Source organism: Paraburkholderia sp. BR14320 (genome assembly GCF_040948665.1).
GTDB lineage: Bacteria > Pseudomonadota > Gammaproteobacteria > Burkholderiales > Burkholderiaceae > Paraburkholderia > Paraburkholderia youngii.
Genome location: NZ_JBFPKG010000019.1, coordinates 82,226 through 95,345, shown reverse-complemented (window position 1 = coordinate 95,345; position 13,120 = coordinate 82,226). Strand labels below are relative to the sequence as shown.

Sequence of the window (13,120 nt, the reverse complement as noted above, 5' to 3'; positions counted from 1 at the left end):
TGCATTTGCCTTCGACGGCACGATCAGAACCGGCATTTCACGCCAGCATTCTGCCGTCCTCCCGTGAGTTCAGTGCCTGCGCTCGAACCGGCAGAGATAGGTCAGCAGATCATCGACGACCGGCACGATCGCCAGTGTGACGAGTGCGCCAGCGAGCGGCACGGTCGACACGTAGCCCACATGCTTGAAACCGATTGCGCCAATCAGGCCGCCCACGAAGAACGACGCGAGCATCGTGCCGTGGATCTTCAGCTTCGCGCGGTTTGCGATGACCGCGTGCTCATGGTCGACGAGTGCCGAGCGATTCCAGTAAAAAAGCTTACCCAACTCGATACCGAGGTCCGTGACGATGCCGGTCATGTGTGTGGTACGGATCTCCGCACCCGACAGCTTCGTGATCATCGCATTCTGCAACCCCATGATGAAGCACAGCAGGATCACGGTCAGAGGGACGAAAAACGCTTCGCGTAGCGCAAGGTGGCTGCCGAGCAGACCGAACAGCAGCAGCAGCGCGGCCTCGACCACCAACGGCAGCACGTACTGGCTTTGCAGGCTGCGGCGGCGCCCCCAGTTGACGAGCACCGCCGAGCACCCCGCTCCTACCAGAAACGACGCCAGCGAACCGATGCCGGCCAGCACGAGCCGCAGGTCGCCGAGCGCCGCCTGGTCCGCGATCGCGGACACGATGCCGCTCATGTGCGACGTGTATTGCCTGACCGCGAGGAAGCCGCCGGCATTGGTGGCGCCGGCGACGAAGGCAAGAGAAAACCCGAGCTGACGGTTCGCGCTCGTGCTGCGGTGTTTTCCCGTCAGGCTTCGAAAGTACTGCGCAGGCATAGGATCACTCAATCGCTTGGAACAACGGCAAAGACGTGGCGAACATGTGGTTCACATGATAATGACATTATCATATCCTGTTATCCAGATTGGTTTCTGATGTCATAATGGGTTTCGAGCGAGGCCGGCAAGCCGGAACTCATTGCGTGCTCCTCGTCCAAACCGAGCGTACTGGAGACATTCCGGATGGCACCCTTCCCGGTCGTCCATTTCGTCCTGCTGGTCGCAGCCGCCTGGCTCGCGGTCGGTACGGTGGGTCTCGGAGTTCTGCATCGCACGCGATTCGTCGCCCACGGGCTGTTTCCGCTCGGCGCGCTCGGAGGTCTGCTGCTGGGAGCGGCGGGACTCGCCGGCATCTTCACCGAACCGACCACCGCAGTGCTGCCCATCGGCCTGCCCGGGTTGCCGTTCCATCTGCGCGTCGATGCGCTATCCGGCTATTTCCTGTTCGCGCTGGGTGTCGTCAGCGCGGGGATCGGCGCCTTTTCCGCCGGTTATTTCCGCAAGGGCGAAGGATCGGCGCCAGGACTCATCTGCTTCGAGTACCACGTTTGCATCGCGAGCATCGCGCTCGTGCTGATCGCCGACGACGCGTATGTGTTCATGGTCGCCTGGGAAACGCTGACGCTGTCCGCGACGTTCCTCGTGATGACCAATCATCGGATCGGCGAGATTCGCCGCGCGGGTTACCTGTATTTCCTGATCTCCCACGTCGGCGCACTCGCGCTGCTGCTTTGCTTCGGCATCCTGCAGGCGCGCACTGGCGACTACACGTTTGCCAACCTGCGCGCGCAGTCGCCCGACGCGTTCTGGGCCTCGCTCGCCTTCCTGTTCGCGTTGGTCGGCTTCGGCGCCAAGGCGGGCGTGTTCCCGTTGCACGTGTGGCTGCCGGACGCCCATCCCGCGGCGCCATCCCCGGTATCGGCGCTGCTCAGCGGGTTCGTGCTGAAGGTCGGTCTGTATGGGCTGATCCGCACCGTGTTCGACCTGCTGCACGTGCAGATCGCGTGGTGGGGGGTGCTGCTGCTCGTGCTGGGTATCGCCACAGCGCTGCTCGGCGTGGTGTTCAGTACGATCCAGGTCGACATGAAGCGTCTGCTCGCGTATTCGTCGATCGACAACATCGGCCTGATGATCGTCGCGCTCGGGCTCGCGGTGCTGTTTCGCGCGTACGGGATGACGGAGCTGTCCGCGCTTGCGCTGACCGCTATGCTCTACCAGATCGTCGCGCATGCGGCCTTCAAGAGCCTGCTGTTCCTCGGCACCGGGGCTGTGCTGCACGCGACCGGCGAGCGCAATCTCGGCAAGCTCGGCGGCCTGATCCGTGTGATGCCGTGGACCGCCTGGGCCGTGCTCACAGGCGTCGCAGCCAGCGCTGGCTTGCCTCCGATGAGCGGCTTCGTTGCGGAGTGGCTGCTGCTGCAAAGCTTCCTGTTCACGCCCGGTCTGCAGAATTCCGTGCTGGCGATGACGGTGCCGATCGCGGCCGCACTCGTCGCGATGACGGCAGCGCTGGCCGGTTACACGATGGTCAAGTTCTTCGGCATCGTCTTCCTCGGGCAGCCGAGAGAAGCAAAACTGAGTCGCGCACACGACGCGAACAGATGGGAACGGCTCGCGTTCTGCTGGTTCGCGGTGGCCGGCGTGCTGCTGGGACTGATGCCCACGCAGTTCGTCAAGGTACTGGACCGGGTCACGCGCGCGCTCGTCGGCGCCGGCATCGGCGCGGAGAATCATGGCTGGCTAATCTTCGTGCCCGTATCGACCGCGCGGGCGAGCTACATGCCCGTCGTGTTCATGCTGTTTTTCGTCGCCTGCTGCGGCCTTGCGTGGGTGCTGGTGCGGCGCTTCTACCACGGTCGGCTGCGACGGGCCGCGCCGTGGAGTTGCGGCTTCCCGTTCACGACCGCGCGGATGCAGGACACGGCCGAAGGCTTCGGGCAACCGATCCGGGAGATCTTCGCGCCGCTGCTGCGCATCGAGCGGCAACTGCCGTCGCCGTTCGACGCGCAGCCGGCCTACCGGGTCTCGGTCGCCGACCGCACGTGGTCGATTCTGTACGACCGTATCGCGGCACTCACGCAACGCGCGGCGGAATGGGCGGGTCGATTGCAGACGGGCCGGATCGCCGTGTACCTGACCTACAGCTTCGCCGTGCTGATCCTGCTCCTGATGCTGGTGAGACGATGGTGACTGTATCCGGCGTGCTATCGCAAAGCCTCGAGATCATCGTGGCGCTTGCCGCCGCGCCACTGCTCACGGGCTGGGTCAACCAGTGCCGCGCGTGGCTGCAGAACCGGCGCGCGCCCAGCATCTGGCAGCCTTACCGGATGCTGCACAAGCTGTTCAACAAGGAGTCGGTCGTCGCTCATGGCGCGAGTCCGGTGTTCCGCGGCGCGCCCTATGTCGTGTGGGCAGCGATGACGCTCGCCTGCGCAGTCGTGCCGACGCTGTCGACCGAATTGCCGCTGTCTCCCGCCGCGGATGCGATCGCGCTCGTCGGCCTGTTCGCGTTCGCGCGCGTCGCGTTGTCGCTAGCGGCAATGGATATCGGCACGGCATTCGGCACGCTCGGCGCGCGCCGCGAGATGCTGGTCGGTTTCCTCGCGGAACCGGCCCTGCTGATGGTGCTGCTGTCGGCCTCGCTGATCACGCAGTCGACCCTGCTTACGAGCATCGTCGCGACGCTCGGCCACAGCGAACTGACCATCTACCCGAGCCTGGCGTTCGCCGGCATAGCGTTCACACTGGTGTCGCTCGCCGAGAATGCGCGGCTTCCCGTCGACAACCCGAGCACCCACCTCGAGCTGACGATGATCCACGAGGCGCTGATCCTCGAATACTCGGGGCGGCACCTCGCGCTGATGGAATGGGCGGCCAGCCTCAAACTGTTCGCCTACTCGTGCATCGGTATTGCGCTGTTCATGCCGTGGGGGATCGCCGCGGCCGGTAATCCGCTCGCGCTGGTGTTCGCGGTGCCGGCACTGTTCGTCAAGCTGATGGTCGGCGGCGCTGCGCTGGCGGTGGTCGAGACCGCCAACGCGAAGATGCGGATTTTCCGGGTTCCGGAGTTCCTTGCGACCGCCTTCCTGCTCGCCGTGATCGGCATGCTCGTCCATCTGCTGCTGGGAGCCTGAATGCACGCCTACGCGACGCAACTGATCAATTTCCTTGCGGCCGTGCTGCTGATGCTGTCGTTCGCGATGCTGAGCCAGCGCCGCATCCTGTCGCTGATCCATCTCTATACGTTGCAGGGTGTCGCGCTGGTGCTGGCAATCCTGATCCTCGGTTTCGTGACGGATGATGCGCATCTGTACGTGTCGGCCGGACTGACGCTCGTGCTGAAGGTCGGCGTGATTCCGTGGATCCTGTATCGGCTCGTGCGCAGGCTCGACATTCAGGCCGACGTCGAGCCGCTGATCAACATTCCGACGACGCTGCTGATCGGCATCGTGCTCGTGATCATCGCGTTCAACGTCGCGTCGCCGATCAGCCAACTCGCGACCTCGGCCGCGCGCGGCACGCTCGGGATCGCGCTGGCGTGCGTGCTGTTGTCGTTCATGGCGATGATCACGCGCGCGAAGGCGGTTCCGCAGGTGATCGGCTTCCTGTCGATGGAGAACGGGCTGTTCTTTGCCGCCACTGCCGCCACCAACGGCATGCCGATGATCGTTGAACTCGGCATCGGGCTCGACGTGCTGGTCGGGATCCTGATTCTGGGCGTGTTCATGTTCCAGATTCGCGAGCAGTTCGACAGCCTGGACATCCATCACCTCGAGAAGCTCAAAGATGAATGACGCCCACGTCGTGCTCGCCGTGCTCGGCATTCCGCTGGTGGCGGCCGCGTCTCTGGCGGCCGTGCGCCCCGCCCGGGTCGCGCGCAACCTGAACGCCGGCTTAAGCTTCGTGACGTTCGCGGCGACGCTCGTGCTCGCCGCGCGCACCGTCGAGCACGGACCGTCGTTCGCGTTCGACCGTGCATTCTTCGTCGATCCCCTGAACGTGTACCTCGTCGCGCTGACTGCGTTCGTCGGCTGGACGACGTCGCTGTTCTCCCGGCCGTACATGCAGATCGAGGAAGCGCGCGGCCGGATGACGGCGACGCGGATGCGCCTCTATCACAGCATGTACCAGTTGTTCATGTTCGCGATGCTGCTTGCGCTGCTGACCAATAATCTCGGCGTGCTATGGGTCGCGATGGAGGGCGCCACGCTCGCGACCGTGCTGCTCGTCAGCGTCTATCGAACCGCTGCAAGCCTCGAGGCCGCCTGGAAGTACTTCATCCTGTGCGGTGTCGGCATCGCGCAGGCCTTGTTCGGCACGATCCTGCTGTACCTCGCCGCGAGCCGGCAACTGAGCGACGGCGATGCGCTGCTGTGGACGAGCCTTGCTGCCGTCAAGACGCACCTCGACCCGTCCATCGTGTCGATCGCCTTCGTGTTCCTGCTGGTCGGCTACGGCACGAAAGTCGGACTCGTGCCGATGCACAACTGGCTGCCGGACGCGCATGCCGAAGGCCCGACGCCGATCTCAGCGGTGCTGTCCGGGCTGCTGCTGAACGTCGCGCTGTACGCGGTGCTGCGCTGCAAGGTGCTGGCGGACGGCGCACTCGGCAATGGCCTGCCGGGACGATTGCTGGTCGGCTTCGGGCTCGTGTCGGTGCTGATCGCGTCGTTCTCGCTGTTTCGGCAGAAGGACGTCAAGCGGCTGTTTTCGTATTCGTCGATCGAGCACATGGGACTGATGACGTTCGCGTTCGGCCTCGGCGGCCCGGTCGCGACATTCGCCGGTCTGCTGCACATGACCGTCCATTCTCTCGTCAAGTCGGCGATCTTCTTTGCCGTGGGCCACGCGGCGCAGAAGGCGGGAACGCAGGCGATCGAAGGCATTCGCGGGCTGCTGCAGGTCAGCCCGACGGTCGGCTGGGGCATGATGCTCGGCGCGCTCGCGATTCTCGGTCTGCCGCCGTTCGGCGTGTTCGCAAGCGAATTCCTGATCCTGACGACCGCGATGAACACGCTACCGTGGACGGCGCCGCTGTTGCTGCTCGGCCTCGCCGTCGCGTTCGCGGCGATCTTCGCGCGCGTGCAGCGAATGGTGTTCGGTGAGACGACGACGGCCAAGCCGCTCGAACATCGCCCCGCACCGCTGCCGGTATTCGTGCATCTCGGCTTGGGGCTGATGCTGGGGCTCTATGTGCCGCCGTATCTGGCAACGTGGTATCGCCAGGCCGCAACGATGTTGGCGGGGTGAACGATGCGACTCGAATCGATACAGCTTGCCGCCACCCGCCTCACACATCGTGCGGGCCAGATTCCCGCAGCAGTGGTGAGCGCCGATGAATCAGCGTGGCTCGAGCTTGCGCGCACCGCGCGATCGGAGCAGCGGCGCCTCGTTGCAATGTGGGGCAGCGAAGCAGTCGAAGACGATTTCTCGGTGAACGCCGCGTATGAATGCGATGACGGCATCGTGTGGGTGCGCCTGCCGATCGGGCGTCAGCAGAGTGCCGGTGGAGACTATCCCGATCTCGCCACCGTTTTCCCTTGCGCGACTCGCATGCAACGGGCGATCTTCGATCTGATCGGCCTGCGCGCGCGTGGCGCCCCGGACACGCGCCCGTGGCTCAATCACGGCAACTGGCCCGATGATTATTTTCCGCTGCAAAGGCAGGCGACCGGTGTCGAAGCCTTCGAGTCGAGCGAGGCGGACTACCCGTTCGTGCAGGTTGCGGGCGATGGCGTACACGAGATTGCTGTCGGGCCGATTCATGCCGGCACCATCGAGCCGGGGCATTTCCGCTTCTCGGTCGTCGGCGAGAAGGTGCTGCGCCTCGAAGAACGTCTCGGCTATGTGCATCGCGGCGTCGAGCGGCTGTTTGAACGGACTCCTGCATCGCAGGGTCATCGGGTTGCCGCCAGAATTGCGGGCGACTCGACCGCCGCGTTCTCGTGGGCCTTTTGCATGGCGCTCGAGCAAGCCAGCGGCACACAACTGTCGAAGCGCGCACTATATCTGCGTGCGCTTCTGCTAGAACGCGAGCGCGTGGCCAACCACCTCGGCGACCTCGGCGCGCTGGGCAACGACGCCGGGTTCGGCTTCGCACTCGCGCAATTCTCGCGGCTCAAGGAGGACTGGATACGGACGAACGCCCGCCTGTTCGGACATCGATACCTGATGGACCGGATCGTGCCGGGCGGTGTATCGGTCGACGTTCGCGCCGACCACGCGGCGGTGCTGACCGAGCAATGCGAACGCATCGAACGCGAGGTTCATGTGATGCGAAAAGTCTACGAGGACCAGTCCGGGCTGCAGGATCGGTTCCTCGGCACGGGCCGATTGACGCCCGCCGTCGTCGAGCATTTCGGCGTGCGTGGCATGGCTGCCCGCGCCAGCGGCCGAACCTTCGACGTTCGCGCGAACTTGCGCGCCGCTCCGTATGACGAGGTAGCGGTCAATGCGGTGACTGATGCGCGCGGCGACGTTGCGGCGCGCGTGGCCGTGCGCTTCGCCGAAATCGATGAATCCCTGCGCCTGATCCGCAAGCTGCTGGCCAATCTTCCTGATGACGGTCCCACGGTCGTCGCGATGACGCCTGCAACGGCGCACGCGCAAGGCATAGGCTGGGTGGAAGGCTGGCGAGGGGACATATTCGTCGCACTAGATCTCGCCCCGGGCGACGTCATCGGCCGATGCCATTGCCACGATCCGTCATGGCAGAACTGGCCGGCGCTCGAACATGCGATCATCGGCAACATCGTTCCCGATTTCCCGCTGATCAACAAGTCGTTCAACCTGAACTACGCGGGGCACGACCTCTGATGTGGCAACTGATCCGGCAATTCGCGCGCACCGATTTCCCCGACGAACCCGCGCCGGCGGCGGAAGACGCATGGCTTCACGAGGAGCGACGCATTCGCGAGGACATACTCGGTCTGCTCGGGCGGGCGCTGTGCATCCGGCAGATCGATGCGGGTTCATGCAATGGTTGCGAGCTGGAGATCCACGCGCTGAACAACCCGTACTACAACCTCGACGGGCTCGGCATCAAGTTCGTCGCGAGTCCGCGGCATGCGGACCTACTGCTCGTGACCGGGCCGGTGACGCTGAATATGCGCGCGGCCCTGCTCGCCGCGTACGACGCGACACCCGCGCCGAAACTCGTCGTTGCTGCCGGCGAATGCGCATGCACGGGCGGCATATTTGCCAATAGTTACGCGGTGTGCGGCCCCGTTTCGTCGATCTTGCCGGTCGACGTGACGATCCCCGGCTGTCCGCCGCCGCCGATCGATTTGCTGCGAGGCATCCGCACAGCCTGCCGGGCGCGTTGAACCGCAGGTCGTTTTCGCTTTTTTCCAAGCGCAAAACGTGCAATTTCGCACGTGTTTGCGCGACTCCAGCCGGGTTCCCCCGTGGTCATTGCGCATATTGGCCTGCCTTTATTGCGCAGATCGGCTTTGCGCTTGCAGCGAGTTTTTAATACCGTTGTAGCTGCGCCTGCAACGGCACTTAAATTGCTGCTCAATGGTTTTGTGTCAACGCGATGCGTTGGACATCGACGCGTCGTCAGCCTGCATTGACCTTTCAATGGAGTCAACAGATCGTCATGACCACGCCTACAGAATGTCAGCATTGCGGGGACACCCCCGCTTCAGAGTCGACTGCCGAGCAAACCACCACACCTTCCCAACCGTCCCGCCGCCGCTTCCTGCAATCGGCGGCGGCCGCCGCGACGATCGGCGCGGCGCCGCAACTGCGCGCGCAAGCGCAGGCACCCACCGGACCCGCGCCGCAAAGCAACCCCGTCGTGCCGCCGCGCTCCGTCACATTGACCGTCAACGGCCGCGCGTACGCGCTGCAACTCGAACCGCGCGTGACGCTGCTCGATGCATTGCGCGAATACGCCGGTCTGATGGGCACGAAGAAAGGCTGCGACCGTGGTCAATGCGGCGCCTGCACGGTGCTCGTCGACGGCCGCCGCATCAACTCGTGCCTGACGCTCGCGGTGATGCATGAAGGCGAGAACATCACGACCGTCGAAGGACTCGCGAGCAACGGCACGTTGAGTCCGCTGCAGGCCGCGTTCATCGAACACGATGCGTTCCAGTGCGGCTACTGTACGCCCGGGCAGTTGTGCTCGGCGACCGCCCTGCTCGGCGAATTCCGCAACGGCACGGCGAGCACCGTGACCGCCGACGTGCGCGCGCGTCCCGCCGCGCTCACCGACGACGAAATCCGCGAGCGCATGAGCGGCAACATCTGCCGCTGCGGCGCGTACGTGAACATCGTCGCCGCGGTGCGCGCCGCGCACGAGCACGCCTGACGGAGAGCGACATGGATGCGATCTCCTACGAACGCGCCGGCGACGTCGCCAGCGCGGTGCGCGCCGCGCAGCAGCCCGGCGCGGTGTTCATCGGCGGCGGCACGAATCTGCTCGATCTGATGAAGGGCGGCATCGCGCGGCCGGTGCGGCTCATCGATATCACGCACATCGGCGGCCTCGACTCGGTGACGACGCTGCCCGGCGGCGGTATCCGCATCGGCGCGCTGGTGCGCAATAGCGACGCGGCCAATCACGCGCTGGTGCGCGAGCAGTACCCGCTGCTGTCGCAAGCGCTGCTCGCGGGCGCGTCGCCGCAGTTGCGCAACATGGCGACGGTCGGCGGCAATCTGCTGCAACGCACCCGCTGCGGCTACTTCTACGACACCGCTTTTACGCATTGCAACAAGCGCATCCCCGGCAGCGGCTGCGCCGCGCTCGACGGCCATAACCGCGCGCACGCGATCCTCGGCGCGAGCCCGCAATGCATCGCGGTCAACCCTTCGGACATGAGCGTCGCGCTGGCCGCGCTCGATGCGCTGGTGCGCGTGAACGGCCCCAGCGGCGAACGCACGATCGCGTTCGCCGACTTCCATCGGCTGCCGGGCGACCGGCCCGACGTCGATACCACGTTGCAGCCCGGCGAGCTGATCACCGCGGTCGATCTGCCGCCGCCGTTGTTCAGCGCGCATTCGCACTATCTGAAGGTGCGTGACCGCGCGAGCTATGCATTCGCGCTCGTATCGGTCGCGGCCGCGTTGCAGATGGACGGCGAGCGCGTGCAGAGCGCGCGCATCGCGCTCGGCGGCGTTGCGCACAAACCGTGGCGCGCGAACGTGGCCGAACACATGCTGAGCGGCCAGCCGCTCAGCCAGGCCACGCTGAAGGACGCCGCCGCGGCCGCGTTGAGCGGCGCGCAGCCGCGTCACGACAACGCCTTCAAGGTCCAGCTCGCGCAGCGCGCGATCGTGCGCGCGGTGAACCAGGCCGCCGGCAATGCGGGAGGTGTCGCATGAACCTGATCGGACAACCGCTCGATCGCGTCGACGGACTGCTGAAGGTGACCGGCGACGCGCGTTACGCAGCCGAATTCCCCGGGGCGCGCCTCGCGCATGGGGTGCTCGTGACGAGCACGATCCCGGCCGGCACGATTTCGTCGATCGATGCGAGCCGCGCCGAAACCGTGCCCGGCGTGCTGCTCGTGATGACCTACCAGAACGCGCCGCGTCTACCGAACGGCGGCAAGCCCGCGCTCTCGCCGCCGGCCGGCCGGCACCTGTCGCTTCTGCAAGACAACCAGGTGCACTACAGCAACGAGCCGGTCGCGGTGGTCGTCGCCGATACGCTCGAACATGCGACCGATGCCGCGCGCCAGCTGCGCATCGTCTATCAGCCGGGCGCCGCGGCGCTCGACTTCGAGCAGGCGAAGCCGCACGCGCATGCGCCGGACAAGCCGCAAGGCCGGCAAACCGACACGCAGCGCGGCAGCTTCGAAGACGGCATGCAAAGCGGCGACGTGCATATCGAGGCCACCTACACGACGCCGATCGAGCATCACAACCCGATGGAGCCGCACGCGACGATGGCGCACTGGGACGGCCCGCAGTTGACGGTCTACGACTCGACCCAGGGCGTGAGCGGCGCCGCGCAGGTGCTCGCGAAGACGTTCGCGATCCCCGTGTCCGACGTGCGCGTGATTTCGCCGCTGATCGGCGGCGGCTTCGGCTGCAAGGGCTCGTCGTGGTCGCATGTGTCGCTGTGCGCGATGGCCGCGCGGCAAACCGGGCGGCCCGTGCGGCTCGTGCTCGAACGGCCGCAGATGTTCGGCCCGGTCGGCGCGCGGCCGCGCACCGAACAGCACTTCGTGATCGCCGCGCGGCATGACGGCACGCTGACCGCGATGCGCCACGACAGCATCTCGAACACGTCGATGATCGAAGACTGGACCGAGACCTGCTGCATGGTCACGCGCATGCTGTACGCGGTGCCCAACCAGGTGACGACGCACCGGCTCGTGCAGCTCAATGTCGGCACGCCGACCTTCATGCGCGCGCCGGGCGAGACCACCGGTTCGTTCGCGCTCGAATCGGCGATGGACGAACTCGCCGTTGCGCTGAAGATGGACCCGCTCGCGCTGCGCCTGAAAAACTACGCGGAAAGCGATCCGCAGGAGCACAAGCCGTGGTCGGGCAAGTCGCTGCGCGAGTGCTATCAGATCGGCGCCGAGAAGTTCGGCTGGTCGCGCCGCTCGCAAACGCCACGTTCGATGCGCAACGGCAACACGCTGATCGGCATGGGCATGGCGACCGCGACCTATCCGGCCAACCGCAGCGAGGCGTCGGCGCTCGCGCAGATTCTGCCGGACGGCACCGCGGTGGTCGCCTCGGGCACGCAGGACATCGGCACCGGCACCTACACGGTGATGACCCAGGTCGCCGCCGACGCGCTCGGCTTCACGCCCGAGCAGATCCACTTCGCGCTCGGGGATTCGTCGCTGCCGCGCGCGCCGGTGTCGGGCGGCTCGCAGTCGGCGGCCAGCGTGTCGCCCGCCGTGCGCGACGCGGCGAGCGAGGCGCGCAGCCAGCTGATCGCGCTGGCGCTCGCCGATACGGCTTCGCCCGTGCATGGCTTGCCGCTCGACGACGTCACCGTCGAAAGCGGCTGGGTCGTGAGCCGCTCGCAACCAAACAAGCGTGATCCGGCCGCGGCGATCATCGCGCGCGCGGGCGGCAAGCCGATCGAGGCGACCGCGACCGTGAAGCCCGGCGACGAGAAGCAGAAGTACTCGTTCCACTCGTTCGGCGCGGTGTTCGTCGAAGTCCACGTCGATGCGGAGTTGGGCACGATCCGCGTGCCGCGCGTGGTCGCGGTGTACGACGTCGGCCGCGTGCTGAATCAGAAGACCGCGCGCAGCCAGATGATGGGCGGCATCGTGTGGGGCATCGGCGCGGCGATGCAGGAAGAAAGCACGCTCGATGAGCGCTTCGGACGCTTCACCAACGCGAACCTCGCCGAGTATCACGTGCCGGTGAACGCCGATATCGGCACGATCGACATTGCGTTCATCGACCGGCCCGATCCGTACATCAACTCGCTCGGCGTGCGCGGTATCGGCGAGATCGGCATCACGGCCGTGGTGGCCGCGATCGCGAACGCGGTGTACAACGCGACCGGCGTGCGGGTGCGCGATCTGCCGATCACGCTGGACAAGGTGGTGCGGACCTGAACCGGCGGCAGCGCCGGAAAATGAGCAACAGCGAAAACGGGAGCGGCGGGCTTGCGTTGCCGCGCTTGCCTCCCGCCCCGTTGCATCGCACAATCTGCGCATTCCTCTCTACCGGTATCCGCCGATGGCCTATGCCTCGCTCGCCACTGGCGTGTTGCTCGCCGCCGGTTACGGCTCGCGCTTCGATCCGCGCGGGCTGCACAACAAACTGCTCGCACGTATGCCCGATGGCACGCTGGTCGCGCATGAAGCCGCGCATCGGCTGCTGCAGGTCGTCACGCGGGTGCTCGCCGTGGTGCGGCCGGGCTCCGACGCGCTCGCCCGCGTGCTGAACGATGCCGGCTGCGATGTTGTGTTCGCGGCTAGCGCCGAGCGCGGCATGGGCGCGAGCCTCGCCGCCGGCATCGAAGCGAGCGACGACGCCGAAGGGTGGATCGTCGCGCTCGCCGACATGCCGCGCATCGCAATTCCGACGATCGAAGCGGTAGCCCGCGCGCTCGACAACGGCGCGCCGCTCGTCGCACCGTTCTACGACGGCCAGCGCGGCCATCCGGTCGGCTTCGGCAGCGAGCACCGCGACGTGCTGCTCGCGCTGGACGGCGACACCGGCGCGAAAGCGCTGCTCAAGTCACGAACGCTGACACGCATCGACGTCGACGATCCCGGCATTCTGCGCGACGTCGATACGCCGGATGATTTGCGCACGCTTTAGCGGCTAACCTCCGCGTTGCCGGGACGCG

Annotated in this window: 11 protein-coding genes; 10 read left to right on the top strand and 1 reads right to left on the bottom strand. The window is 66.1% G+C overall.

All coding sequences use genetic code 11. From position 1 onward, the window contains the following. Window positions 1-69: 69 nt before the first annotated feature. Window positions 70-837 carry a YoaK family protein gene (locus AB3X89_RS19215; protein ID WP_368584684.1) on the bottom strand — a complete coding sequence of 256 codons (768 nt, stop codon included), beginning with the start codon at window positions 835-837 and terminating at the stop codon, window positions 70-72. Between the two features lie 186 nt (window positions 838-1,023). Here AB3X89_RS19215 and hyfB point away from each other — a divergent pair, with 186 nt between their 5' ends. From hyfB to AB3X89_RS19165, 10 genes are all read left to right on the top strand, one after another. Continuing rightward, entirely contained in the window at window positions 1,024-3,030 is a 2,007-nt protein-coding gene (hyfB, locus tag AB3X89_RS19210) for a hydrogenase 4 subunit B (RefSeq protein ID WP_368584683.1), read from the top strand. Beyond that, on the top strand, window positions 3,024-3,974 hold the full coding sequence (locus AB3X89_RS19205; RefSeq protein ID WP_368584682.1) for a respiratory chain complex I subunit 1 family protein: 951 nt from the start codon (window positions 3,024-3,026) through the stop codon (window positions 3,972-3,974). The genes hyfB and AB3X89_RS19205 overlap by 7 nt, the downstream gene beginning before the upstream one ends. Continuing rightward, window positions 3,975-4,634 (top strand): formate hydrogenlyase, encoded by a 660-nt coding sequence (locus AB3X89_RS19200; protein ID WP_176368387.1) that lies wholly within the window; start codon window positions 3,975-3,977, stop codon window positions 4,632-4,634. Next, window positions 4,627-6,090: a hydrogenase 4 subunit F gene (locus AB3X89_RS19195; protein WP_368584681.1), complete on the top strand. Its 1,464-nt coding sequence runs from the start codon at window positions 4,627-4,629 to the stop codon at window positions 6,088-6,090. The genes AB3X89_RS19200 and AB3X89_RS19195 overlap by 8 nt, the downstream gene beginning before the upstream one ends. Window positions 6,091-6,093: 3 nt before the next feature. Further along, on the top strand, window positions 6,094-7,656 hold the full coding sequence (locus AB3X89_RS19190) for an NADH-quinone oxidoreductase subunit C (protein ID WP_368584680.1): 1,563 nt from the start codon (window positions 6,094-6,096) through the stop codon (window positions 7,654-7,656). Then, window positions 7,656-8,165: an NADH-quinone oxidoreductase subunit B family protein gene (locus tag AB3X89_RS19185; protein WP_368584679.1), complete on the top strand. Its 510-nt coding sequence runs from the start codon at window positions 7,656-7,658 to the stop codon at window positions 8,163-8,165. Before AB3X89_RS19190 ends, AB3X89_RS19185 begins: the two co-directional genes overlap by 1 nt. A gap of 275 nt (window positions 8,166-8,440) precedes the next feature. Next, window positions 8,441-9,157, top strand: a complete 717-nt coding sequence (locus AB3X89_RS19180) for a 2Fe-2S iron-sulfur cluster-binding protein (protein WP_368584678.1) — start codon at window positions 8,441-8,443, stop codon at window positions 9,155-9,157. A gap of 11 nt (window positions 9,158-9,168) precedes the next feature. Beyond that, window positions 9,169-10,170, top strand: coding sequence for a xanthine dehydrogenase family protein subunit M (locus tag AB3X89_RS19175; RefSeq protein ID WP_368584677.1), 1,002 nt, complete (start codon window positions 9,169-9,171; stop codon window positions 10,168-10,170). Then, window positions 10,167-12,380 (top strand): xanthine dehydrogenase family protein molybdopterin-binding subunit, encoded by a 2,214-nt coding sequence (locus AB3X89_RS19170; RefSeq protein WP_368584676.1) that lies wholly within the window; start codon window positions 10,167-10,169, stop codon window positions 12,378-12,380. Before AB3X89_RS19175 ends, AB3X89_RS19170 begins: the two co-directional genes overlap by 4 nt. A gap of 124 nt (window positions 12,381-12,504) precedes the next feature. Further along, on the top strand, window positions 12,505-13,092 hold the full coding sequence (locus AB3X89_RS19165) for an NTP transferase domain-containing protein (RefSeq protein WP_368584675.1): 588 nt from the start codon (window positions 12,505-12,507) through the stop codon (window positions 13,090-13,092). Window positions 13,093-13,120: the final 28 nt, after the last annotated feature.